Genomic DNA, 25,565 nt, shown 5'->3' with positions numbered 1-25,565 from the left:
CTCTCCTCACGAGTTCTCACGGTGCCGCCGGAGGTCCGCGAACACCCGGGACAGAGCGGCCACGAGCGGCCGGCCGGGAAGGTCCTCCAGCGGTACGGGACGGCCCTGGCCGTCGCTCACGGGCAGCCGCCAGTTGGGGTGCACCGTGGACGTCCCGGGGATGTTCTGGGGTCTGCGGTCGCCGGTCGCGTCCGGCAGCCAGACGCCGAGCAGACGTGCCGGGGTGCGGCACAGGAAACGGTGCAGCGCCACGACGTCACCGTCCGGGTCGGGCAGCAGTCCGAGCCGCTCCAGTTCGGCCAGCCAGCCGTCGCGCTCGGCCGCGGCCTCGCTCTTCTCCTCCGCTTCCGGACGTGTGAGCAGGCCCAGACGGGCGCGCAGTTCGACATGCTCACCGCTGAGCCAGGCCGCGGTCGTCGGCAGGTCGTGGGTGGTCACCGTGGCGAGGCAGTCGCGTCGCCACTGTTCGGGCGGCAACGGACCCTGCCGTCCCTCCGACCCCCCGAGGTACTCGAACCGCTGCACGGACGTGCCGAGGATCCCCCGCTCGTCGAGCAGCCTCCGCACGCCGGCCTCGACCGTGCCGAGATCCTCGCCGATCACGGCCGCCCCGGCGCGGTGCGCCTCGAGCATCAGCACGCCCAGCATCGCCTCGGCGTCGTAGCGGACGTACGTACCCTCGGACGGTGCCCGGCCCTCGGGCACCCACCACAGCCGGAACAGACCCATGGCATGGTCGACGCGGAGCGCGCCCGCGTGCCGCAGCCCGGCCCGCAGCAGCCCGGCCAGCGGCCGGTACCCGGCCGCCGCGAGCCCGTCCGGACGCCACGGCGGCTGCCCCCAGTCCTGGCCGTGCGGGTTGAAGTCGTCCGGTGGCGCGCCGACGCTCATCCCCGTGGCCAGGCTCTCCTGGAGTGCCCAGGCGTCGGCACCCTCCGGGGCCACCCCGACCGCCAGGTCGTGGATCAGGCCGATCCCCATACCGGCGTCGACGGCCGCCGCCTGAGCCGCGGCCAGCTGCTCGTCGGTGACCCAGGCGAGCCAGCGGTGGAAGTCGACCTCGGCGGCCAGCTCCTCCCGGGCGCGGGCGACCGCCGGCGACCGCGGGTCCCGCAGCCCGGCGGGCCAGGAGCGCCAGGCCCCGCCGTGCACGCCGGCCAGCGCGCACCAGGTGGCGAAGTCCGTCAGGTCGCCGCCCTCACGCGCGGTGAACTCCGCGAACGCGGCCGCCCGCCCGGGCGGGAGCGGCACCTGGTGCACCGCCCGAAGCGCCTCGTGCTTGAGGAAGCGCACCGTCTCCCGGTCGATGAGCAGATCGCCCCGCAGCACACCCTCGTTGAGCGCCCGGGCCCGGGTGACGCACCGGTCGGCGGTGCGACGTCCCTCGCCCGTGAGGTACGCGTACTCCGGGATCGCCTCCACCCTGAGATGCATGGGGTCGGGGTACCGGCGCGAACCGGGGCGGTACGGCGACGGATCGGGCAGCGGACCGGGTTCCACGGCGTGCAGCGGGCCGAGCTGCACGAAGTCCGCGCCGAGCGCGCGACCCGACCAGGACGCCAGCTCCGCCAGGTCACCGAGGTCCCCCATGCCCCAGGAGCGCTCCGAAAGCACCGAGTACAGCTGGACGAGGAACCCCCAGTGCCGTTCGGCGGGCACAGGCAGCCGTTCCGGCACGACGAGCAGCGGTGCGCGTCGGCCTCCCCCCGGCGCGCTGACGTGCAGGGTGTGCCGGCCGGTCGGCAGGGGGCCGGACAGGGCGGCACGGCCCCCTCCTTCGAGCTCCACCTCCGCCGTGGCGTTCCCGGGCAGGGCGAGCGGTGGCACGACGCCCCCGCGCACGACGACACACGCGGGCAGCAGCCGGGCCGCCGCACGCTCGCGGTGGGCCGCGAGAGCGGCGCGGGCCGCCGTGCCGGTGGCCGCGTCCACACCGCACGCGGCGAGCACGGCCACGAGGGTGTCCGGGGCCACCGCCACCCGCTGCCCCCGGTCGGTGGTGTAGGCGGTGGCTATCCCGTGGGCACGGGCCAGTTCGCGCAGTATCCCGGTCATGACGCCCGCTCCGCGGTGCCGAAAAGGCGTTCCAGGACCACGGCGACGCCGTCCTCGTCGTTTCCGGGCGCGATCTCGTCCGCCATCGCCCGCAGAGCCGGATGGGCGTTGCCCACGGCCACGCCGTACCCGGCCCAGGCCAGGAGCGGTATGTCGTTGGGCATGTCGCCGAACGCGACGGTCTCGGCCGCGTCGCATCCCAGGAGCCGCGCCGCCCGCTCCACCCCGGCCGCCTTGGTGGTGCCCGCCGGCAGTACCTCCACCATTCCCCGCACCGAGTGCACCACGGTGACCTTGTCACCGCACAGCGACCTTGCCACCGACTCCACTTCCTCCTCCGGCACACTCGTGTGGTGCAGGACCAGCTTGTCGATGGGGTCCGTCCACAGCAGGCCGCGGTCGGTCGTGACGTCCCAGCCGTGGCGGACACGTTCACCGAACCGGGGAGTGACCTTGAAGCGGCTCTCCGGCGGCGCCGTCACGACGCCCAGTTCCAGGGGACCCAGCGCCGCCTCGACGCGTTCCACCACCTCGCGTGCGACATCGAGGTCGAGCGAGGCCGAGGTGAGCAGCCGGTCGGTGCCGGCGTCGTAGAGCTGGGCGCCCTGCCCGCACACGGCGAGTCCGCGGTAGCCGAGTGCGGCCAGGTACTGCTTGCAGGCCGTGGCCGGTCTTCCGGTGACCACGAGATGGCGCGCTCCGGCCTCGGCCGCCCGGGCGAGGGCGCGCAGGGTGCGGTCGGAGACGGTCTGGTCGCTGCGCAGCAGGGTGCCGTCGAGATCGGTCGCCACCAGACGGAAGAGCGGCGGGTCCGCGAACCCCTCGCACGGGACGGTGTCCCAGGTGACCCGTCCCGAGGCCAGGGTCAGCATGAGGAGCAGACGGCCTCCGACGGGGGATCCGGGCACGACGCCCCGGAAGACGCCTTCTGCGGCCGCTGTCAGGGGCGTCAGCACCATGCCGCTGTCCGCGGGCACGACCTCGTCGGAGGCGACGGCCTCCGCGGGAGACTCCAGGCCCGCGGGGGAGGCACCGGTACCGGGGACCGCCAGCTCCACGTGCCGGGCGTGCGGGTGGCGGTACTCGAGGTGCCGGCGGCCCGCGGCGTCCCGGAGCACCCTGTGGCGTCCGCGCACCCGCGCCGCCCAGTCGGCCCGGCCGGCCTCGCGCGCGGTCTCGGCGCACCGCTCGAAGTCGGCTCGCGCGTAGGCGGCCTCGAAGAGACGCTCGTACGCCTCCTCGTCCAGCGGTGCGCAGCGTCCGTAGGCCGCCGTGTCGCCCAGGGCCGCGGCGGATCGTGCGATGGGTTCCCGATGCCGGTCCCAGGCGGCGGCGGGCAGGGCGTCGAACCAGCCGTACCGGACGGCGTCCTCGACGGGGAAGGTCCTGGGCCGGCCGCGCAGCAGGTCCTCGAAGGCCGTCAGGCGCAGACCCGCGCTCCAGGCCCAGGTGAACTGCCGAGCGGTGGCACGGGAGTTGGCCGACAGCCGGGCGTAGTCCTCGGGGGCCGCGCGCCGCAGCGCCGCGGCCTGGCGTATGCGTTCGGCGAGTGCCCCGGCGAGGGACGGGTCGTCGTCGCGGAACGAGCCGGGCAGCGAGAACCCGGTCGCGCGCGGATCGTGCGGGGGCAGGGCGTGCCCGAAGTGCGCCGTGACGCTCTGCGCGGTCGCGATCGGTACCGCGCCGCACGCCATCGCCTCGGCCTGGGCGATGAGGAACCCGTCGAGCTCGAACTTCGAGGGAAAGACGCAGAAGTCGGCACAGGCGGCCTGCTCGAACAGGGTGTCCTCGTCGGCCAGGCGCCAGTCCAGGTATATCCGGCCCGGGTACCGGTCGGCGACGCTCCGGAAATAGGCGTTGCCGGCAGGCGCCGCCTGTCCGCCCCCGCTGGTGGCGAAGCGCAGGACGAACGCCGCCTCCGTACCGCCCGCCAGGACGTCCTCGACGGCTCGGACCAGTTCCAGCTGCCCCTTGTGGTGCACGGCGTAGCGGGCGGCGTGGTAGAAGACCGGCAGGGCGGGGTCGAGGCCCAGGGAACGCAGCACCGCCTCGCGGTCCACGGCCCGCGGATCCCGCGCCAGCCAGCTGCCGGATATCCCGCAGCCTCCCATGAGCAGTTTGTGCGCCTGCTCGCGCAGCATGCGGGACACCGGCAGGGCCCGGAACAGGTCCTCGAACGGGGTGTCGCGGAAGGTGCTGCAGTAGTCCCGCTGGCCCGGCGAGACGAAGTCGACCAGATCGGCGTGGGCCAGGACCAGCGGCATGAAGGCGACATGGTCCGGGCCGTACTCGACGTGCATCCGGGTACCGGTCAGAACCCGCGCCATGGTCGCCTCAGGGCTGTCCTCGGCGGGCGGCGGACCCTCCGGCGCGTCCAGGTCCGCGTGTACGCCGAACATGTCGAGCAGCCGCTCCACCTGCGGGCGGTACACCTTCTGCGTGACGGGTGCGTTGGCCGCGACCGTGCTCACGGTCCGCAGGGACGGGTCCCCGGCGAACAGGAGCGGCAGCAGGTAGTGGTAGTACGGCTCGAAGCCGTGCACCACCGCCTCCTCGCCGTGCAGGTACCGCTGGATGAAGCGGGCGCCCGCGACCTGGAACACCAGAGGCTTGAAGTGGGCGAGATCCGTGCCTTCGGTGCCGGGCGGCGGATACAGCCGGTCGGGGAGCAGGTCCAGGTAGGAGTCGGAGAGGAAGTACACGTCCACGCCGTCCCGTCGGAGCCGGTGGGCCCGGGTGGTCAGCTCCAGGGTGATCTCGGCCGGGTGGTCCGGCCACACCTTGGGGTCCAGCACCAGCGGCACGCGGTGTTCGTGGAGGTAGGGGAGATCCTCGATCGGATGGTCGCGGCGCAGCGTGTCGAGGAGTCCGTGCGCGGGAGTGACCAGCGAGACGCGGTGACCGCGTGCGGCGTACTCCCGCGACAGGTTCCACACCAGCGGGGACAGCCCGCCGCGCATCAGACGGTTGTCGAACCCGCCGCACTCGAAGGCGAAGTGGATGATGTGCATGCGCCCGCGCCTCACCGGTTCACCGCGGCCCGCGCACTGGCCGCGCGCAGACCCGGCAGGTCGATGAACTCGGTGTGGGTGCCGACGCTTCCGCACACGAACGCCCCGGCCACCGAACCGCTCAGCACGCAGTCCTCCAGCGCGTCGCCCTCGAAGTAGGAGTGCAGGAACGCGGTGACGAACGCGTCGCCGGCGCCGTTGCTGTCCACCACCGGACGCTCGGGGCGTACGGCGGGGAAGTGGCGGATCGTGTCGTCGCCGCGCTCGAGCAGGTAGCAGCCGTCGGCGCCGTCGGTCGCGATCACGAACCGGGCCCGGCCCTCGTCGATGACGGTCCGCAGCACGGTGTGCAGCCGGTCGGGCACGGCCGCGGCACTCAGGAAGACGTAGTCGGAGTTGAGGGCGTAGTGGCGGTGGTGCGGGTTGCGTCCGTCCCAGTCGTGCAGGTCGGTGGAGCTGGTCACGCCGAGGCGGTGGATGTCCTCGTACATGTCCTGGTTGTGGCCGATGATCGACAGGTGGACGTGGGCCGACCGCTCCAGGAAGGGCAGGTAGAAGTCGCGCGGCAGTCTGAGGTCGGCGGGGTGGCGGCCGTCGTAGAAGGAGAAGCGGCGGCCCCGCGGGTCCACGAGGTTCGCCGAACGCGGGGTGCCGTGGGGTGAGTGGAGGTGGCTGAAGTCGAGGCCGTGACGGGCGTAGTGGTCCAGCACCATACGGCCCTGCGGATCGTCACCGAGGAAGTCGATGAACTTGGTGCGCAGGCCGAGCGTGTGCCAGCCGAGTGCCACGCCGTTGCCGGTGTGTCCGACGTAGTCCTTCAGCGGCTCCACGAAGACCGAGTCGCCCGGCGGCACGCGCAGCTCGTCCACGCGCACGATGGTGTCCACGCCGACACCGCCGACCACCAGGACGTCGTAGTCGCTCGGACGCTGTTCACGGTTGTGGGCTTCGGGCAGGGTCATGCGTTCACTCCTTCGGCGACGTGCTGAATGCGTCCGTCCTCCAGGACGACCGCCCCGTCGATGTCGGCGTCGGCCGGTATCACCGCGCCGGGCAGCACCACGCTGCGCCGCACCCGGGCGCCCGCGCCGACCCGGGCCCCGGGGAACAGCACGCTGTCCTCCACGAGCCCGGCGTTGACGAGGTCCGACGGGATCACCGACGAGCGCACTCCGGGGGCGTCGAGGACCCAGCGCCGCCCGGTCTCCGGCCGCACCGTCCGGGGCATCCGTCCGACGGGCAGGGGCGCCCGCCCCGAGGCGAGGGCCAGGTGCGCCCGGTGGTAGCGCTCGACGGTCCCGATGTCCTCCCAGTGCCCGTGCACCTCGTGGCCGCGGATGTGCTCCCCCGCCGCGAGCATCGCGGGAATCACGTCACGGCTGATGTCGTGCTGCCAGTCGCCGCCGTCCAGCTCGGTCAGATACCGGCGCAGTACGGTGGCGTCGAAGACGCAGAAGGCGGCGAAGACCAGGTCCGAGGTGGGGTTCTCGGGCTTCTCCGTGAACTCGGTGAGCCGGCCGCCGCCGTCGAACCGGACCATGCCGAACAGGTGCACCCAGCGCATGTCGATGCGCTGGTAGGCGATGGTCAGCGCCGCGCCCGAGGCCCGGTGCGCCTGCACCAGCGGGCCGTAGTCGTAGCGGTAGACGTGGTCGGCGTGCAGGACGAGGACGTCCTCGGTGCCGTCGGCGAAGACGTACTCGGCCTTGCGGATCAGGGCGTCGGCGGTGCCCCGTTCCAGTGGCCAGGTGCGCCTCGGCAGCTCGGCGGGCAGCTCCCGGCCGCGGTAGGCGGCGTCGTAGGGCCCGAAGTGCACCCGGAAGTCCGGCCCGGTGTTCCACACCCGGTGCAGGTCGTCCATCAGCAGCCGCTCCTCGTACTGGGAGAGGAGGAGAACCTCCGGCAGGCCCGAGGCGCGGGCGTTGGACAGGCTGAAGTCGATCAGCCGGCAGGTGCCGCCGTAGGGGACCAGCGGCTTGAGCCGCCCCGTGCCGAGCGGGCCCATCCGACGTCCCTCACCGCCCGCGAGCAGCACCGTGCGTACCGTCCGCAGATCAGTCATGACGCACCTCGTCCCAGGTCACCCGACCGGAGGACAGGGTGAGCAGCAGCCGGCCGTCGGCGCCCGGAGCCTCGCCCGCGAAGACTCCCGGCTCCGTGCGTTCCAATGTGCGTACGTCCGGCAGGGTCCTGGCCGAGCCCCGCCGCGCCTCGACGACTTCGACCCGTTCGGCGTGCGGGAGCCGGTACTCCAGACGTCCGTCGGCCAGGATGCGGGACCGTGTACGCAGCCGGGCGGTCTCCGCCGTGGGCACCGCCTCGGGGATCCGGTCGAGGACCCGCTCGCAGGCGGCGAAGTCGGCCCGCTGCCACGCGGCACGGAAGATGCTCAGCGCCGCGTCGGCGTCGAGCGGGGTACGGCGCTCGTAGGCCTCGATGTCGCCGTGCTCGATCGCGGCCGCGGCGGTGACCAGGTCATCGGCGAGCAGGTCGAACCAGCCGTGCCGCAGCGCGAGTTGAGTGGACAGGACGGCAGGCCGGCCTTCCCACAGCCGGGTGAACGCCGCCAGGTGCAGGTCGGCGCAGTGGTCCCAGGTGAAGCCCCGGGCGACGGCCGCGGCGCGCTCGGACAGCTCCCGGTAGCGGCCGGGTTCGTCCGACCACAGCGCCGCCGCCTGCCGGATGCGCTCCGCGAGCGAGGCGGTGAGCAGTTCGTCGTCCTCCGCGAAGGAGCGGTTCACCGCGAAGCCGGTGGCCGTCTCCGGCCCGTCGGCGTGCCGGAAGTGTTCCATGCCGCGCTGGTCCGTGGCGATCGGCACCGTGCCCACGGCCATGGCCTCGCCCTGGGCGATCAGAAAGGTGTCCATCTCGAACTTCGACGGGAACAGGGCGAAGTCGCAGGCGGCGGCGTAGGAGAAGACCCGTGCCTCCTCCACGCGCTCCCACTCCAGGTGCAGCCGGCCCGGATGGCGGGCGGCCACCTCGTGGAAGAACGGGTCGTCGATGCCGTTCCCGGATATGCAGCGGATGACGAAGTTGGCCTCCAGGCCCTCGCTCAACACCCGGTCCACGGCCCGCATCAGCTCGATCTGGCCCTTGTGGTGGACGGCGTAGCGGGCGTTGTGGAAGAACGTCGGCAGCACCGGGTCGAGGCCGAGGCCGCCGAGCACCTCCGCCCGGTCCACGCCGGCGGGGTCCCGGGCCAGCCACTGGTCGGAGATGGCGCAGCCGCCGACGAACATCTTGTGGGCGTTGCGGCGTACCACGTCGGCGATGGGCAGCTGCCGGAAGAGCTGTTCGAACGGGGTGTCCCTGAAGCCCGCGTAGAAGTCCAGCTGGCCGGGTGACAGGAAGTCGATCAGGTCGGCGTGTTCGGCGGTCAGCTCGTAGATCGCCACGTGGTCCGGCGGGTAGGTGTAGTGCAGGTGTGTGAGCTGCTGGTACTGCACGACCGCCGCGGGCGCCTCGGGTTCGGGCCGGGGGCCGGGGAGCGCCACGTCCACGCCGAGCAACTCGAAGAGGCGCCGCACCTCCGGCGCGTACACCTTCTTGGCGATCGGCATGTTGCTCTGCACGTTGCTGACGACCAGCTTCGTCGGGTCGTCGCGCAGGGCGGCCGGCAGCAGGTAGTGGTAGTACGGCTCGTGCGCGTGGACGACGGCCCTCTCACCGCCGAACCAGCCGCGCAGGAAGCGCACACTGTCCGTCTGGAACACCAGCGGCTTGAAGAACACCAGGTCCCGGCCCTTGGCGGAGTACGGAGGGTAGAAGGTGTCCGGCAGCTGGTCCAGGTACTCGTTGGCGAGGAAGTACAGGTCCACGCCCTCCAGGCGGATCCGGTGGGCCGTGGTGCGCAGTGCCAGGTCCACCTGCGCCGGGAACTCCCGCCACACGCGGGGGTCGAGTGCCACCGGCAGTGTGTAGGTGTCCTCGTAGGGCAGGTCCTCCACGTCGTAACGCTGCCGCAGGTCGTCGAGCCGGCCGTGGGCGGGCGTGACGATGGAGACCCGGTGGCCCCGGGCGGCGAACGTCCTGGACAGGTTCCACAGGTACACGGACGTGCCGCCCTGCAGGAAGGTGTGGTCGAATCCGCAGCACTCGAAATACGTCTCGATGATGTGCATCCGGGGCGCGTTCACGACGGTCATGTCCTCGCGTAGGTCGTCGGGGCGGGGGAGGCCAGCGCGAGCGCGTGGCGCAGGTCGATCGCGGCGTGGTAGGGGCGGGCGTGGTCGTGGTTGTAGCCCAGCTCGTGCAGGAGCCGGCGCAGGTACAGCAGCCGCCGCAGCGCACTGCCGGAGGCGGGGCCGAGCAGCAGGCGCAGAACGTGCTCGCGCCAGATGTCGGCGGTGCGGAAGACGCTTCGCAGTACGGCTCGGCCCGCGGGCGGCAGACCGGGTGCCCCGTCCAGGGAACCGTTCATGGTCTCGGTCGAGTCGATGCCCAGGCGTCGGGCGCTCTCGAAGGCGGCCTCGTCGGCGGCGAAGTACTCCAGGGCGCGCTGCACGGCGACGAGGTCCTGGAGGGGCGACTGGGCGGCGTAGCCGGGGTCGTCCGGGGACAGGGCGGGCGTGGAGAGGTCGATGACGCTCATGCGCCACGTACCGTCGGCCGCCCCGGAACACAGCAGGTGCGACAGGTGCAGGTCGCCGTGACAGGGGCCGGCCCCGTCAGCCGTCGCCCGGCCGGCGAACTCGACTTCCAGAGCGTTGAGTTCGGCTGAGAGGGCGTCGAAGGCGGCGCTCCGGGCGGTCCGGGGGAGGGGAGCGTCGGCCCGGGCCAGTCCGGCCAGCCGGGCCGAGGACCGCGCCAGGGCGTCGGCCACGGGATAACCCGTGGCGGGTGTGCCGAGGCGTGCCGACAGGTCCCGGTGGAAGGCGCGCAGGAAACGCCCGGTGGTGTGCAGCTTCTCTTCCAGCGGCAGCAGATGGGAGCGTACGAGCCGGTCCGGCGAGGTGCCGTCCGTGAGCCGCGGCCACAGTGAGCGCAGGTTCTCGCGCAGCGGCGCGTCGATGCCGTGTCCCGGTACATGGCGGTAGAGGACGCCCACGGGATGCCGGGTCCCGCGGACGGGGTCCGTGTAGGTGTAGTCCCCGGCCCATTCGGGCGTGTGCCCGGTACCGCTCATGAGCCGCAGGAGTTCGGGTTCGTGGATCGCCTCGGTCAGACGCCGGTAGGTCTTGTGGATGTACGCGGAACCGGCTGTCTCCACCAGGGACAGGGAGTTGGAGGACCAGCCCTGGTCGAAGGGCAGCCCCCGCACTTCGCCGGCCGGGCCCGAGGGCGCCCGGCGGAAGTGCACGTCCCCGCCGCGCGTGGTGCGCAGTCGTGCGCCGGTGAGCACACGGCGCACGGCTGCGAGTCCGCGGGATCCGTCGTCGCGGGCCTCGGTCACCGAGCCCGACGGTTCCCTGCGCGCGGTGACGAACATCCGCTCGCCCGAGGCGGGGCCGCCGACGGCGGCCACGACCAGCAGCAGTTCGCCGCAGCCCAGCTCGGCGTGGTCGACCGCTTCGTAGCGGTGGGCGGCGCGCAGGTCGCGGGGCATCCAGGACGCGGTGCGCAGCAGGCGTCCGAGGTCTTCGTCGCGGATCACTTCCGTCATCAACTCCCGGTCATTTCGTAGGCGTCGACGCCGCGCCGCCAGACGGTCAGGGCGACGGCGACGGCGCCGGCTGTCACCACCGGCAGCCAGACCACCAGCCCCGTGGCGCCGGTCAGCAGGTAGACGCACGGCACGTACGAGGTGAAGGCGAAGGGAAGCACCCAGGTCAGCACGGCGCGCAGCGAAGGGTGGTAGATGTCCAGGGGATAGCCGGCGAACTCGGAGACCTGGTTCGCCGCGTACATCGACGGCAGGCTGGTCACGGTCCAGAAGGACAGCGAGGCGAACAGCAGTTTCACCGAGGTGTGGATCAGGGCGCCGCACACCACGAGCAACGGGGCGACGCACCACTGCAACGAAGTCGGATCGAGGCCGAGTTCATGACCGGACCAGCCGACCAGGACGCCGCCGACGACCAGTTCACCGACTGCGTCGGGGTGGAAGAAGCGTTCCGACAGCAGGGAGAACAGTGGGTTCACGGGGCGGATCAGGTAGCGGTAGAACTCGCCGCGCTGGACCAGTTTGCGGCCCAGCTCCCACAGCTGGTCGGTGAAGAGGTGGTCCAGGCCGCGGGGCAGCAGCGAGAAGCCGAGGAGGAACAGCACTTCGTCACAGCTCCAGCCGTCCACCGCGGGAACCTGCCGGAAGACCAGGCCCACCACCGCCGTCTGGAGGCCCACGCGGATGAGGAAGGCCCCCGCCCCCAGGGCGAAGTCCATGCGGTACATGCTCAGCCGGTGCAGCCCGACCCCGCCGAGGAAGAAGGCCAGGCGCACATGGCGCCCCACGGTGCCGGTCATCCGCCGAGCACCTCCAGACGGTTCAGCGAGGCCCGCCACAGGACGCCGCCGAGCAGCGTCAGACCGGCCACCCAGCCGGTCTGCCGGGCCAGCACGTCGGCCGCGCCGGCCGCGCCGCCGTAGCGGCCGAGCAGCAGGGTGAGCGGTCCGTCGACCATGCCCCGGAAGGGCAGCGCGGACGCCAGGGCCGCCAGCGGTCCCGGCATCAGCGCGAGGGGCACCAGCTGCCCGGCGAAGAAGGCGACCACGCTCTGCTTCACCATCCGCACCCCCCACGTGTTCGTGGTGACGAAGCCCGTCATCCCGGTCAGCAGGTTCACGAGGAAGGCGAGCAGGACGGACAGGGCGGTGGACACCAGGAACAGCAGGGCGTCCACGGGCCGCGGCACGGTGAGCGGCACGATCAGCGCGAACAGGCCGAGTACGGGTACGCCGACCAGGACGGCGTTGGCCGCCACCACGGGCAGGCAGGCGAAGAACCGCACCACCGGATAGCTGACGGGCCGGACCAGCATGACGGCGACGTCACCGCGGTAGACCTCGGCGGCGACCTCGTCGTCCACCCGGTTGGCGTGCAGGATCTGCAGCACCTGCGCCACCAGGAGGTAGGTGGTGATGCTCTCGGAGGTGAAGCCGCCCGGGCCACCGCCGGGCGGGGTGCCCGCGTACACCGCCCGCCACAGGAAGACGGTGACCGCCGCGCCGGCGGCGGCCGTGATCCCGGTGGTGACGAACGTCGAGCGGTACTGGAGCAGGGACTGCAGTCCTCCGGTGGCGAACGGCAGATAGTGCCGGGCGCGTGCGGAGAGGGCGCGGGGCGCGAGGTCCTCCCGCTTCCGGTGGGTGGATCGGCTCATGCCGCGCCCTCCTGGCGCGGGCCCGCCACCTCGGGCGGGGCCGTCTCGCGGTGCCCCCTGCCGTAGATCCTCCGCAGGACGTCCTCCAGGTCGGGTTCGGGCGCGTAGCAGTCCGCCAGGTCGAAGCGTTCGAGCAGGAAGCCGAGCACCTGCCGGGAGGTGAACCGGTCCGCCGGGTAGCCGACCCTGATACGGCCGTCCTCGGCGGACGAGGCGCTCACCCCGGGCAGCCCCCGCTCGATCTCGGCGCAGGCGCGCCCGGGATCGGGCCCGCCCCGGTGGTCGAACACGACGGAGCGCCGGTCGGCGGTGCGCAGCAGGTCCCGGATGCTGCCCTGGTGCACCACCCGTCCCCGGTCCACGACCAGCGCGCTGTCGCAGATCGCGGCGATGTCGGAGATGTCGTGGCTGGTGAGCACGACGGTCGTCCCCAGCTGCTCGTGGACGCGGTTGACCAGGTGCCGTACCGCGTCCTTGAGCACCATGTCGAGGCCGATGGTCGGCTCGTCCCAGAAGACGACCGCCGGATCGTGCAGCAGACTCGCCGCGATCTCGGCCCGCATCCGCTGCCCCAGGCTCAACTGGCGTACGGGCGTGGTGCCGAGGGCGTCGATGTCCAGCAGCTCCCGGTACAGGGCGAGGTTGCGGTGGTACACGGGGTCGGGGATGTCGTAGACGCGGCGCAGGATGCGGAACGAGTCGGGCACGGACAGGTCCCACCACAGCTGGCTGCGCTGGCCGAAGACCACCCCGATGCCACGTGCGTTGGCCTGCCGGTGCCGGTAGGGCTCGATGCCGCCGACCAGGCAGCGCCCGCTGGTGGGCGTCATGATGCCGGTGAGCATCTTGATCGTGGTGGACTTGCCGGCCCCGTTGGCGCCGATGTACGCCGTCTTCGAGCCGGCCGGGATCGTGAAGGACACGCCGTCGACCGCGCGGACGATCCGGCGCTCGCGGGTGAAGAGGGTGGACAGAGCGCCGGCCAGGCCCGGCTTGCGCTCGGTGAGCCGGAACTCCTTGACGAGGTTCTCCGCGACGATCACGACAGCACCTGCTCCAGGGCCCGTTCGAGGAGCCCGGCACCTTCGTCCAGGAGGGACTCGTCGATGGTGAACGGGGGTGCCAGGCGCAGGATGTGTCCGCCCAGGGCCACTCTGAGACCCAGGTCGAGGGCGGTCGAGTACACGGCCCGCGCGATGTGCGGCGCGGGTGTACGGCTCTGCCGGTCCGTGACGAACTCCAGGCCGTACAACAGGCCCAGGCCGCGCACGTCCCCGAGGTTCTCGAAGCGGGCCGGGAGGGCGGACAGCCGCTCGTGCAGCAGTTCGCCCAGGACGCGCACGCGCTCGACCAGGTGGTCGCGCTCGACGACCTCCAGCGTGGCTCGGGCAGCCGCGATCCCGAGCGGGTTGCCCGCGTACGTCGACGCGTAGGCACCCGCCCCGGAGGCCGCCGGATGGTGCATCAGGTCGGCCCGTCCGGCCAGGACGGCGAACGGGAATCCGCCGGCCAGCCCCTTCGACAGGGCGACGAGGTCGGGCTCGATGCCGAACTGCTCACTCGCCAGGAACGTCCCCGTCCGGCCGCCGCCGGTCAGCACCTCGTCGGCGACGAGCAGCACCCCGTTGGACCGGCAGGCCTCGGCGATCTGCTCCCAGTAGCCCGGGGGCGGCACGACGACGCCGGCGGCGCCGAGGACGGGTTCGAACACCAGCGCCGAGACGTTCGGTTTGTCGGCGATGTGTTTGCGCACCAGGGAGGCGCACCGCAGCCCGCAGGAGGGATGGGTGAGGTCCAGCGGGCAGCGGTAGCAGTAGGCCGAGTACCCGAGGACGGAGTTGCCGGCGAAGGCCTGATGGCCGACGTCCCAGTGCACGAGCATGCGCGCACCCATCGTCTTGCCGTGGAAACCCCCGCGCAGGGCACCGATCCGGTTGCGGCCCGGCTCGGCGGTCGCCTGCACCACGCGCAGCGCGGCCTCGACGACCTCCGCCCCGGTGGAGAACAGGGCATAGGTGTCCAGTCGTTCGGGCAGCAGCCTGGCCAGCAGCTCCAGGAGCGCGGCACGGTCGGGCGTCGCCGAGTCGTGCACGTTCCACAGTCGGCGCGCCTGCTCGGTCAACGCCTCCACGACCTCGGGGTGCCCGTGCCCCAGGGACTGGGTCAGGGTGCCTGCCGCGAAGTCCAGGTACTGGTTGCCGTCGAGGTCGGTGAGGACCGGGCCGTGTCCCTCGGCGAAGACCCGGCGCCCGACGGCCGCTTCCTCGGAGGCGCCCGGAGCCAGGTGGCGAGCCTCCCGGTCAAGCCGTTCCCGCTGGTGTCGAGCTGTCACTGCTGCTCACACCCTTCCGTGCGAACTGCGTTGTCGGACAGTGCTGTTGAGCGCTGCCGGGAGTGAGTCAAACACCAACGTCGCGCCGTGTGCAAGAAGTTGCTGAAAATTGCGGAATCACCTTGCGTGTCTCCTGCGGCTTCTGCTTGAGTCGTGATCAGTTCCACCGGTGACACCGCGACTTTCGCTCGAGGAGACATCCGTGAGACCACAGACCCAGTCCCTTCCGCGACAGCGGCGGACACGATGAAAGCCCTGGTCCTGGCGGGTGGCACCGGCAGCCGGCTGCGGCCGTTCACCCACACGTGCGCCAAACAGCTCCTCCCCATCGCCAACCGGCCGGTGGTGCACTACGCCCTTCAGGCGATAGCCGACGCCGGCATCGAGGAGGCGGGCGTCGTGGTCGGTCACCACGGCGCCGACATCCGCCGCGCGGTCGGGGGCGGATCCGCCTTCGGGCTGCGCATCACCTACCTGGACCAGCCCGAACCCCTCGGCCTGGCACACGCGGTGGCCATCGCCCGGGACTTCCTGGGGGACGACGACTTCCTGCTGTACCTCGGGGACAACCACCTGGAGGACGGCGTGACGGGGTTCGTCCGGCGCGCCGCCGCCCGCGGTGATGCCGCCCGGTTGCTGCTCACCCCGGTGCCCGACCCCACCGCTTTCGGCGTCGCGGAAGTGGACGACGAAGGAGTGGTGCGGCGGCTGGAGGAGAAACCCGAGCGGCCCCGCAGCGCCCTCGCCCTGGTCGGCGTCTACGTCTTCACCCCCGCCGTGCACGAGGCGGTACGGGCCGTCCGCCCCTCGGGGCGGGGTGAGCTGGAGATCACCCACGCGGTGCAGTGGATGATCGACCGCGGTCTGCGCGTGCGCGCGGAGACCACCACCAGGCCGTGGCGCGACACCGGCAGCGCGGACGACCTGCTGGAGGCGAACCGGCACGTCCTGGACAGGATGGAGGGACGCGTCGACGGCAAGGTCGATCCGCACAGTGTCCTGGTGGGCAGGGTCCGCGTCGCCGAGGGCGCCGTGATCAGAGGGTCGCGGATCGTCGGACCCGCGGTGGTCGGCGCGGGTGCCGTCATCAGCAACTCCTACGTCGGCCCGTACACGGCCATCGCCGAGGACTGCCGGGTCGAGGACAGCGCGGTCGAGTTCTCGGTGCTCCTCCAGGGCGCGTGCGTGGAGGGCGCCTCACGTATCGAGCGGTCACTCATCGGCCGTGAAGCGGTCGTGTCCGCGGCGCCCCGTCCGCCCCAGGCCCATCGTCTTGTCATCGGCGACCACAGCAAGGTGCAGCTCACCTCATGACGTCACGCATCCTCGTCACCGGCGGAGCCGGCTTCATCGGTTCCGCCTACGTCCGCGCGCTGCTCGGCCCCTGGGGACCGCCCGGCGTCGCGGTCACCGTTCTGGACAAGCTCACCTACGCGGGCAGCCTCGCCCGCCTCGACCCGGTGGGCGGTCATCCCGGCCTGACCTTCGTGCACGGTGACGTCTGCGACGCCGCGACGGTACGACGGCTGGCGGCCGGGCATGACGAGATCGTCCACTTCGCGGCGGAGTCGCACGTGGACCGCTCCATCGAGGACGGCTCGGGGTTCACCCTCACCAATGTGGTGGGCACCCAGACCCTGCTGGACGCGGCGCTGCGGCACGGGGTGCGGACGTTCGTCCAGATCTCCACCGACGAGGTCTACGGCTCGATTCCCGAGGGCGCCGCACGAGAGGAGGACCGGCTCAGGCCCAGCTCGCCGTACGCGGCGTCGAAGGCCGCGGCCGACCTCGTCGCGCTGGCCCACCACCACACCCACGGCCTGGACGTCCGGGTGACCCGCTGTTCCAACAACTTCGGCCCCTACCAGCATCCCGAGAAGGTCGTTCCCCGCTTCGTGGCCACCCTGCTGACCGGCGGTGACCTGCCGGTGTACGGCGACGGCGGACAGGTGCGCGACTGGTTGCACGTGGACGACCACGTCAGGGCGGTGGAGCTGGTGCGCACGGCGGGACGGCCGGGGCAGATCTACAACATCGGCGGCGGCACCTCGCTGACCAATCTGGAACTCGCGCACCGGCTGCTCCGGTGGTGCGGCGCCGGGCCGGAGCGCATCACGCACGTCGAGGACCGCAAGGGCCATGACCGGCGTTACGCGGTGGACCACGGCAAGATCACCGCGGAGCTGGGGTACCGGCCGCGGGCCGACTTCGAGCCGGCGCTGGCCGCCACGGTGGACTGGTACCGCACCCACCGGTCGTGGTGGAAGCAGCTGCTGCAATCCCTCTGAAGCCGGCGAGACGCGTCCGGGGACGACCGCGACGCCCGTGCCTGCGACCGCACGGCCCGGCTGTGCACCCGGTCGGGGTGCCCATTGCTGCCGGGGCCGCGCGGACACTCCGGCTCGCTCGGCCGGGCGCGTCGGGGACGCGTTCCGCGTGAACCCCGCGGCCGGGCGCCGGAGTTCGTTGAACGTAACACCCTGAAAGTCGTTGCGAAAGGATTTTCACAGAGCCTGCTCAACAATTGCCTGTTGAACTGCCTCTTCTCCGCGAAGGGTTGACCTGCGGCAAGCGGCGTCGTACGGTCTCGACCGCAATTTCTTGCAGCAAGAATCAACGAACGGCCTTCCCTGGCATGGCGCGTTGTCAACCGAGGCTGTCCTCCGGTATCACCCCACTCCCCAACTGGAGACACCATGGCCAGAAAGACCGTGGCCGCTGCACTCGCCCTCGTGGCGGGAGCCGCTGTGGCCGTCACGGCACCGACGCCGGCGCAGGCCAGTGCGCCCGGCGGCAAGGACGTCACCGCGGTGATGTTCGAATGGAACTTCGCGTCCGTCGCGACGGCCTGCACGGACGAGCTGGGCCCGGACGGGTACGGGTACGTCCAGGTCTCCCCGCCGAACGAACACATCCAGGGAAGCTCCTGGTGGACGGCCTACCAGCCGGTCAGCTACAAGATCGGCACCAAGCTGGGCGACCGCTCGGCCTTCAAGAACATGGTGGACACCTGTCACGCGGCAGGGGTCAAGGTGGTCGCCGACACCGTGATCAACCACATGGCGAACGCCTCCGGTACGGGCACCGCCGGGTCGGCGTTCAGCAAGTACGACTATCCCGGCACCTACTCCGCGGCCGACATGGACGACTGCAGGACGACCGTCACCGACTACACGAACCGCTGGCAGGTGCAGCACTGCGAGATGGGCGGCCTGCCCGACCTCGACACCGGCGAGGAGTACGTCCGCAAGACCGTCGCGGGCTACCTGAACGACCTGCTCTCCCTCGGCGTCGACGGTTTCCGGATCGACGGCGCCAAGCACATCGCCGAGGAGGACCTCGCCGACATCAAGTCCCGGCTCACCAACCCCGGCGTGTACTGGAAGCAGGAGACGATCGGGGCCGCGGGTGAGGCGGTCCAGCCGCTCGAGTTCTACAACACGGGCGACGTCCAGGAGTTCCACTACGCCTACGACCTGAAGCGGGTCTTCAACAACGAGAAGCTCGCCGAGCTGAAGAACCTCGGCGAGTCATGGGGCTACGTCTCCAGCGGCAAGGCGTCCGTCTTCGTCACCAACCACGACACCGAACGCAACGGCGGCACCCTCACCTACAAGGACGGCCCCAACTACACCCTCGCCCACGTCTTCATGCTGGCCTGGCCCTACGGCTCACCCGACGTGCACTCCGGGTACGAGTTCAGCGACACCAACGCCGGCGGGCCGAACAACGGCCAGGTGAAAGCCTGTTACAGCGACGGCTGGAAGTGCCAGCACGCCTGGGACGAGATCGCGGGCATGGTCGGGTTCCGCAACACGGCCGCCGGTACCGCGGTGACCAACTGGTGGGACAACGGCGGCAACCAGATCGCCTTCGGCCGCGGCGACAAGGCGTACGTCGTCATCAACCACGAGGGCTCCGCACTGACCCGCACCTTCCAGACCTCCCTGCCCGCCGGCGGTTACTGCGACGTGCAGAGCGGCAAGGGAGTGACGGTGAACTCGTCCGGCCAGTTCACGGCCACCCTCGGCGCCAACACGGCCCTCGCCCTGCACCTGGGGGCGAAGACCTGCGGGAGCGGCGGCGCGGACAACGGCGGCAGCGACGGCGGCGGCAACACGGCCACCGGAGCGTCGTTCCACGTCGACGCCACCACCCAGATGGGCCAGAACATCTACGTCGTCGGCGACAACTCCGCCCTCGGTAACTGGAACACCTCCAGCGCCCTCAAGCTCGACCCCACGAACTACCCCGTCTGGAAGCTCGATCTGTCCCTGCCCGCCGGCACCTCCTTCGCGTACAAGTACCTCCGCAAGGACGCCGGCGGCAACGTCACCTGGGAGAGCGGCGCCAACCGCACGGCCACCGTCCCGTCCAGCGGTGTGATCACGCTGAACGACACCTGGCGCAGCTGACCGCCGTCCCCGGCGACGAACCCTGATCACCGGCGAACGGTGATCACCGACAAGGACCGCCCGGCCCGTCCCACCGGTGCCGGGCGGTCCCGCGCCCCACCGCACGGTGGTGCCCGCCCTTGCCCGCAACCGAGATGCCGAGGAGACGCCTCACGTGGCCGGCAGACCCAGACACCACGCAACCGCCCTGGCCGTCGCGCTGTTCACCGCGGTCCTGCCACCACTGGCGCCCTCGGCGGCGGCCGGCGGACCGCCTCCACCGCCGTCGGACACCTGGCTCGCGCGACAGCCGGCCCGTCCGGCCGCGAGCAGGGAACAGTTCTACCTGCTGCTGCCCGACCGGTTCGCCGACGGCTGGACGGCCGACGACCGGGGAGGCCTGACCGGCGACCGCACCGTCACCGGATACGACCCCACCGACAAGGACTTCTTCCAGGGCGGCGACCTCAGAGGCGTCATCGGCCACCTGGACTACATCAAGGGTCTCGGCACCACCGCCATCTGGCTCGCACCGGTGTTCAGGAACAAGCCGGTGACGGTCCGCGACGGCAGGGCGACCGCCAACTACCACGGCTACGCCATCACCGACTTCACCCGGGTCGACCCCCACTTCGGTACCGAGACCGACCTGTCGGAGCTGATCCACAAGGCCCACGCCAAGGGGATGAAGGTCTTCTTCGACGTCATCACCAACCACACCGCGGACACCGTCGACTACGCGGAGAAGCGCTACGGCTACCGCAGCAAGGGCGCCTACCCGTATCTGGACACCGAGGGCCGCCCCTTCGACGACAGCACCGGCCGCCACCGCACGGACGCGGCCGGCGCCCCCTACACCCCGCAGGTCTCCACCGACCCGCAGGACCGCAAGGTGCCCGACTGGCTGAACGACCCGTCCATGTACCACAACCGCGGCAACTCCACCTTCGCCGGGGAAAGCGCCCTGTACGGCGACTTCATGGGCATGGACGACCTGTGGACCGAACGGCCCGAGGTCGTCGCGGGCATGGAGAAGATCTACGAGAAGTGGGTCGGGGACTTCGGTGTGGACGGCTTCCGGGTCGACACGGCCAAGAACGTCGACATGGACTTCTGGACCCGGTGGGCCACCGCGCTCGGCCGGTACGCGGCGCACCACGGACGCCGGCACTTCTTCCTCTTCGCCGAGGCGTTCTCGGCGGACGCGTCCATCACCGCCCCCTATGTCACCCAGGGCCGGCTCGACGCGACGCTCGACTTCCCGTTCCAGGCCGCCGCCCGCAACTTCGCCTCGCGCGGCGGGCCCGCGGACGACCTCGCCCACGTCTTCGCGCAGGACTACCGGTACAGCACGGACAAGACCAACGCCTACAGTCAGGTCACCTTCCTGGGCAGCCACGACATGGGGCGCATCGGCAGCTTCCTGGCCCAGGACAACCCCGGCGCGAACGACGCCGAGCTGCTGCGGCGCGACCGCCTGGCCCACGAGCTGATGTTCCTCTCCCGGGGCAACCCGGTCGTCTACTCCGGTGACGAGCAGGGCTTCACCGGAGCCGGCGGGGACGTGGAAGCCCGTCAGACGATGTTCGCCTCGAAGGTCGCGGACTACCTGGACGACGACGAGATCGGCACCGACCGCACGGCCGCCTCGGACGCGTACGACACCTCCCACCCCCTGTACCGGGCCATAGCCGCGCTCTCCCGGCTCACCAAGGAGAACCCCGCCCTGCGCGACGGTGTCCAGACCGAGCGCTACGCCCAGGACTCCGTGTACGCCTTCTCCCGCACCGACGTCCGCCGCGGACGCGACTACCTGGTCGCGTTCAACAACGCCACCGAGGACAGGACCGTCACCCTCACCACCGGCCCGGCGTCCACGCCGTACCAGGCGCTCTACGGCGCCGCGGGGAGGTTACGCGGTGATGGCGGCGGGAAGATCACCGTGACCGTCCCGGCCCTGTCGTCCGTCGTGTACGAGGCGACACGGCCGCCGCACCCGCCGACGGCCCAGCCCTCACTCGGGCTCCATGCCCCCGCGGCGGGCGCCCACGGAACCGTGGAGCTCTCGGCCGATGTCCCCGGCCCCGGATATCAGCGGGTCGTGTTCGCCGCCCAGGTGGGCAACGGCCCCTGGCACACGCTGGGCACCGCCGACCACGCGCCCTACCGGGTCACCCAGAACATCGCCGCCGACGTCGCCGCCGGAACGCCCCTCAGATACAAGGCGGTCGTCGTCGACAGCACCGGCCGGACCGCCGACGCCCTGGCCGCGACGACCGCCGGCCGGACGCCCACGGCTCCGGGACCGACGGCGGCACGCCACTGGGCCGTCGTCCACTACCGGCGGCCCGACGGCGACTACGCGGGTCTGCGGCTGCGGACGGCCGACGGCCGGACCGCCGACTTCACGGGCCGGGACGCCTACGGAGCGTTCGCCTGGCTGGCCCCCTCGAAGGGCGCCACCGAGATCCCCTTCACCGTGGAGAAGGACGGCGTCACCGACGGCCCCGAGCGCACGCTGGACTTCACCGCGACGCCGGAGGTGTGGACCGAGCAGGGCGGTGACGCGGTGACGGGAACCCGGCCCGGGGACGCGTACCCGGCGCAGGACCCGAGGAAGGCGATCATCCACTACCACCGTCCCGACGGCGACTACGACGGCTGGGGCCTGCACGCCTGGACGGGAGCGGCGGACCCGCCGGAGTGGAACGACCCGATCCGTCCGGCGGGCCGGGACTCCTTCGGCCTGCTCTTCGAAGTCCCGCTGAGCGGTCACACGGACTCGCTCAGCTACATCCTGCACAAGAAGGAGGAGAAGGACGTCCCCTCCGACGAGGCCCTCGACTTCTCGCTCTACGGGCACGAAGTGTGGCGCGTGGCCGGGGATCCCGCCTACCTCACCCCCACCCTCGGCGGCGCCTTCGGCCTGGACCTCGGCGTCTCGGCCGCGACCTGGCTGGACGACACCACCGTCGTATGGCGGGGGACCGGTGCCGGAGTCGCCAGCCAGCAGCTCGTGTACGCACCCGACGGCGGCATCAGCGTCAAGGACGGCGCGCTGTCGGACGAGGGGCACTGGCTGCGCCTGGTTCCCGCGCACCTGACCGACGCGCAACGGGCCGCCTCTCCGCGGTTCTCGGACGACCAGGCCTTCACCGTCGATCCGCGGGACCGGGACCGGGTCGCCGACGCGCGGGCGAGCCGCCAGGTGATCGCCACACAACGAGGAGAGGACGGGGCTCTGCTCGGCGCGACGACCGTGCGGCTGCCTCCCGACCGACCTCCGAAGCGCACCGAACGAAAGGAAAGAGCCGCACTGTGACCGCATCACCCACCACCCGCGCGAACCCGGGCGGACGACCGGCGTGCTCCCGTCGCCGACGCCTCCCGGGAACCGTCACCCGCTCCGCCGCCGTGGCCGTCACCGCCGCACTGCTGGGCACGGCCCTGCACACCGCCCAGCCGGCGAGCGCCACGGAGCGATCACCCGCCCCACCGTCCGACGCCCGACTGGCCGCGGAGCCGGCCCGGCACGACATGACCCGCGAGCAGTTCTACTTCCTCCTCCCCGACCGGTTCGCCAACGGCTCCACCGCCGACGACCGGGGAGGGATGACCGGCGATCGTACGACCACCGGTTACGACCCCACGGACAAGGGCTTCTACCAGGGCGGGGACCTGAAAGGGCTGATCGACGGACTCGACTACGTCAAGGGGCTCGGCACCACCGCGATCTGGCTGGCCCCGATCTTCAAGAACAAACCGGTGCAGGGCAACGGCGAGAGCGCCGGCTACCACGGCTACTGGATCACCGACTTCACCCGGGTCGACCCGCACTTCGGTACCAACGCGGACCTCGCGGAACTCATCCGCAAGGCCCACGCCAAGGGGATGAAGGTCTTCTTCGACGTCATCACCAACCACACGGCCGACACCGTCACCAACGCCGAGAAGACGTACGAATACCGCAGCAAGGGCGCCTACCCCTACCTGGACACCGAGGGCCGCCCCTTCGACGACAGCAAGGGCATGCGGAAGGTCGACGCCCGCGGCCTCCCCTACACCCCGCAGGTCGGCCCGGCCGAACAGGACGCCAAGGTTCCGGCGTGGCTGAACGACCCGGCCATGTACCACAACCGCGGTGACTCCACCTTCGTCGGCGAGAGCACCCTCTACGGCGACCACACCGGTCTGGACGACCTGTGGACCGAACGCCCCGAAGTCGTGCACGGCATGGAGAAGATCTACGAGAAGTGGGTCAGGGACTTCCGTGTCGACGGCTTTCGCGTCGACACCGTCCGCAACGTCGACATGGCCTTCTGGACGCGGTGGGCGACGGCACTCGACGCGTACGCCGCGAAGAAGGGCCGGAAGAACTTCTTCGTCTTCGGTGAGACGCTCTCCTCCGACCCGTCCGTCACCTCGCCGTACGTACGGCAGGGCCGGCTCGACGCGACGCTCGACTTCCCCTTGCAGGACGCGATCCGCCAGTACGCCTCCCAGGGCCGGGCGGCCGACCGGCTCGCCGGCGTCTTCGCGCAGGACTACCGATACACCACCGACAAGGCGAACGCCTACGAGCAGGTGACCTTCCTCGGCAACCACGACATGGGCCGCTTCGGCGGCTTCCTGCTCAAGGACAACCCGAAGGCCGGTGACGCCGAACTACTCCGCCGGGACCGCTTCGCCGACGAACTGATGTTCTTCTCGCGGGGCAACCCGGTCGTCTACGCCGGTGACGAACAAGGGTTCACCGGAGCCGGCGGCGACAAGGACGCCCGTCAGACGATGTTCGCCTCGAAGGTCGCGGACTACCTGGACGACGACGAGATCGGCACCGACCGCACGGCCGCCTCGGACGCGTACGACACCTCCCACCCCCTGTACCGCGCGATAGCCGCGCTCTCCCGGCTCACCAAGGAGAACCCCGCCCTGCGCGACGGTGTCCAGACCGAGCGCTACGCCCAGGACTCCGTGTACGCCTTCTCCCGCACCGACGTCCGCCGCGGACGCGACTACCTGGTCGCGTGCAACAACGCCACCCGGGCGAGGACCGTGCGGATCCCCACGGGCTCCGCCGGGATGACCTACCGGGGCCTGTACGGCACCACCGCGACGGTGACCAGCGGCACCGACACCCGGGTGACCGTCACCGTCCCGCCACTGTCGTCCGTGGTCCTGAAGTCGGCGAAGCGGCTCGCAACCCCGGCCACCCGGCCGTCCCTGACGCTTCGGGCCCCGGCGCCGGGCGCGACCGGGGACGTCGACATCTCCGCGGACGTGAGCGGCGGCGGCCTGAACCGCGTCGTCTTCGCCGCCCAGGTCGGCAACGGCCCGTGGCACACCCTCGGCACCGCCGACCACGCCCCTTACCGGGTCACACAGCACCTGCCCGACACGGTGCAGCAAGGCACCCGGCTTCGCTACAAGGCGGTGGCCGTCGACCTCGCGGGCCGCCTCGCGAGTGACCTCACCACGACCACGGCGGGCCGGGCAGCGGTGCCGCAGCCGCCCAGCGCCGTGCACCGCGACTACGCCGTGGTGCACTACCTGCGCACGGACGGCGACTACACCGGCTGGAGGCTCGATTCCACCGGCCGGTCGGCCGAGTTCACCGGGCGGGACGCCTACGGCGCGTTCGCCTGGGTCAGGCTGGAGGACGGCGCGAAGAGCCTGACGTACACGGTCACCAGGAACGGCACGGCGGACGGCCCGCAGCGCACCGTCGACCTGGTGAAGACGGGCGAGGTGTGGATCCGGCAGGGCGACGACGGCGAAGCGGACACGGCACCGGAAGGCACGTATCCGCCCTCCGACCCGACCAAGGTGGTGCTCCACTACCACCGCGCCGACGGCGACTACGAGGGCTGGGGTCTGCACACCTGGACCGGCGCCAGGAACCCCACCGACTGGGCGGTCCCGCTCGCGCCGGCCAGGAAGGACGCCTTCGGCGTGACCTTCGAGGTGCCGCTCGCCGACGGTGCGACCTCACTCAGCTACATCATCCACAGGGACGACGCGAAGGACATCGCAGCCGACCGGTCGCTGGACTTCGGCACCTACGACAAGGAGGCCTGGCTGATCAGCGGTGACAGCGACTACCTGCTGCCGACGGTGGGCAGCGCACCCGACCTGGACCTCGGCACGGCGAAGGCGCGGTGGATCGACACGGACACGGTCGTGTGGAAGGTGAAGGCCACGGACTCCACCAGCCGGCAACTCGTGTACGCCCCCCACGGAGGCCTCACCATCAAGGACGGCGCGCTGTCCGACGAGGGGTACTGGCTCCGGCTGATCCCGTCGAGGCTGACGGACGCCCAGAAAGCGGCGCACCCGGAGCTGGCGGACGAGCCGGCGTTCACCATCGACCCCCGCGACCGCGACCGTGTCCCGGCCGCACTGTGCGCACAGGTCATCGCGACGCAGCGGTCCGCCGACGGCGCGCTGCTCGCCGCCACCGGGGTCCGCCTTCCCTGACCGGCGTCCAGCGGGTGCCCCTCGCCCCTGCGAG

At 71.5% G+C, this 25,565-nt stretch carries 14 protein-coding genes and 1 pseudogene; 5 read left to right on the top strand and 10 right to left on the bottom strand.

Annotation, left to right across the window (positions count from 1 at the left end; all coding sequences use genetic code 11):
- Window positions 1–6 precede the first annotated feature (6 nt).
- From malQ to ACF1BE_RS15460, 10 genes are read right to left on the bottom strand one after another with little or no spacing between them, the layout of a single operon-like run.
- The gene (gene malQ, locus ACF1BE_RS15505; protein WP_392199534.1) at window positions 7–2,055 is read right to left on the bottom strand and encodes a 4-alpha-glucanotransferase; all 2,049 of its coding nucleotides are present in this window, start codon (window positions 2,053–2,055) and stop codon (window positions 7–9) included.
- Window positions 2,052–5,066, bottom strand: a complete 3,015-nt coding sequence (locus tag ACF1BE_RS15500; protein ID WP_392199533.1) for a Cof-type HAD-IIB family hydrolase — start codon at window positions 5,064–5,066, stop codon at window positions 2,052–2,054. The genes malQ and ACF1BE_RS15500 overlap by 4 nt, the downstream gene beginning before the upstream one ends.
- Before the next feature lie 11 nt (window positions 5,067–5,077).
- Entirely contained in the window at window positions 5,078–6,028 is a 951-nt protein-coding gene (locus tag ACF1BE_RS15495; protein ID WP_392199532.1) for a carbohydrate kinase family protein, read from the bottom strand.
- A complete protein-coding gene (locus tag ACF1BE_RS15490; RefSeq protein ID WP_392199531.1) occupies window positions 6,025–7,128 on the bottom strand; it encodes a sugar phosphate nucleotidyltransferase in 1,104 nt (367 codons plus the stop codon). The genes ACF1BE_RS15495 and ACF1BE_RS15490 overlap by 4 nt, the downstream gene beginning before the upstream one ends.
- A complete protein-coding gene (locus tag ACF1BE_RS15485) occupies window positions 7,121–9,214 on the bottom strand; it encodes a glycosyltransferase (protein ID WP_392199530.1) in 2,094 nt (697 codons plus the stop codon). The genes ACF1BE_RS15490 and ACF1BE_RS15485 overlap by 8 nt, the downstream gene beginning before the upstream one ends.
- Entirely contained in the window at window positions 9,211–10,671 is a 1,461-nt protein-coding gene (locus ACF1BE_RS15480) for a hypothetical protein (RefSeq protein ID WP_392199529.1), read from the bottom strand. The genes ACF1BE_RS15485 and ACF1BE_RS15480 overlap by 4 nt, the downstream gene beginning before the upstream one ends.
- Complete coding sequence (locus ACF1BE_RS15475; RefSeq protein ID WP_392199528.1) at window positions 10,671–11,471, bottom strand: ABC transporter permease; 801 nt, start codon at window positions 11,469–11,471, stop codon at window positions 10,671–10,673. Before ACF1BE_RS15475 ends, ACF1BE_RS15480 begins: the two co-directional genes overlap by 1 nt.
- Entirely contained in the window at window positions 11,468–12,328 is an 861-nt protein-coding gene (locus ACF1BE_RS15470; protein ID WP_392199527.1) for an ABC transporter permease, read from the bottom strand. The genes ACF1BE_RS15475 and ACF1BE_RS15470 overlap by 4 nt, the downstream gene beginning before the upstream one ends.
- Window positions 12,325–13,371 (bottom strand): ATP-binding cassette domain-containing protein, encoded by a 1,047-nt coding sequence (locus tag ACF1BE_RS15465; RefSeq protein ID WP_392199526.1) that lies wholly within the window; start codon window positions 13,369–13,371, stop codon window positions 12,325–12,327. Before ACF1BE_RS15465 ends, ACF1BE_RS15470 begins: the two co-directional genes overlap by 4 nt.
- Complete coding sequence (locus ACF1BE_RS15460; protein ID WP_392199525.1) at window positions 13,368–14,660, bottom strand: aspartate aminotransferase family protein; 1,293 nt, start codon at window positions 14,658–14,660, stop codon at window positions 13,368–13,370. Before ACF1BE_RS15460 ends, ACF1BE_RS15465 begins: the two co-directional genes overlap by 4 nt.
- 246 nt (window positions 14,661–14,906) lie before the next feature.
- Here ACF1BE_RS15460 and ACF1BE_RS15455 point away from each other — a divergent pair, with 246 nt between their 5' ends.
- The 5 genes and pseudogenes from ACF1BE_RS15455 to ACF1BE_RS15435 form a co-directional block, all read left to right on the top strand.
- Entirely contained in the window at window positions 14,907–15,974 is a 1,068-nt protein-coding gene (locus tag ACF1BE_RS15455; protein ID WP_392199524.1) for a glucose-1-phosphate thymidylyltransferase, read from the top strand.
- The gene (rfbB, locus tag ACF1BE_RS15450; protein ID WP_392199523.1) at window positions 15,971–16,948 is read left to right on the top strand and encodes a dTDP-glucose 4,6-dehydratase; all 978 of its coding nucleotides are present in this window, start codon (window positions 15,971–15,973) and stop codon (window positions 16,946–16,948) included. The genes ACF1BE_RS15455 and rfbB overlap by 4 nt, the downstream gene beginning before the upstream one ends.
- A 408-nt stretch (window positions 16,949–17,356) precedes the next feature.
- Window positions 17,357–19,075, top strand: a complete 1,719-nt coding sequence (locus tag ACF1BE_RS15445) for a carbohydrate-binding module family 20 domain-containing protein (protein ID WP_392199522.1) — start codon at window positions 17,357–17,359, stop codon at window positions 19,073–19,075.
- Between the two features lie 154 nt (window positions 19,076–19,229).
- The gene (locus ACF1BE_RS15440) at window positions 19,230–22,376 is read left to right on the top strand and encodes an alpha-amylase family glycosyl hydrolase (RefSeq protein ID WP_392199521.1); all 3,147 of its coding nucleotides are present in this window, start codon (window positions 19,230–19,232) and stop codon (window positions 22,374–22,376) included.
- 92 nt (window positions 22,377–22,468) lie between these two features.
- A pseudogene (locus tag ACF1BE_RS15435) lies at window positions 22,469–25,522 on the top strand (alpha-amylase family glycosyl hydrolase); the annotation flags it as partial.
- Window positions 25,523–25,565 lie beyond the last annotated feature (43 nt).

Origin of the sequence: Streptomyces sp. NPDC014991 (genome assembly GCF_043080665.1) — a bacterium.
Taxonomy (GTDB): Bacteria; Actinomycetota; Actinomycetes; order Streptomycetales; family Streptomycetaceae; genus Streptomyces.
Note: the sequence above shows the minus strand (reverse complement) of the source record. Positions and strands in the feature narration are given on the sequence as shown.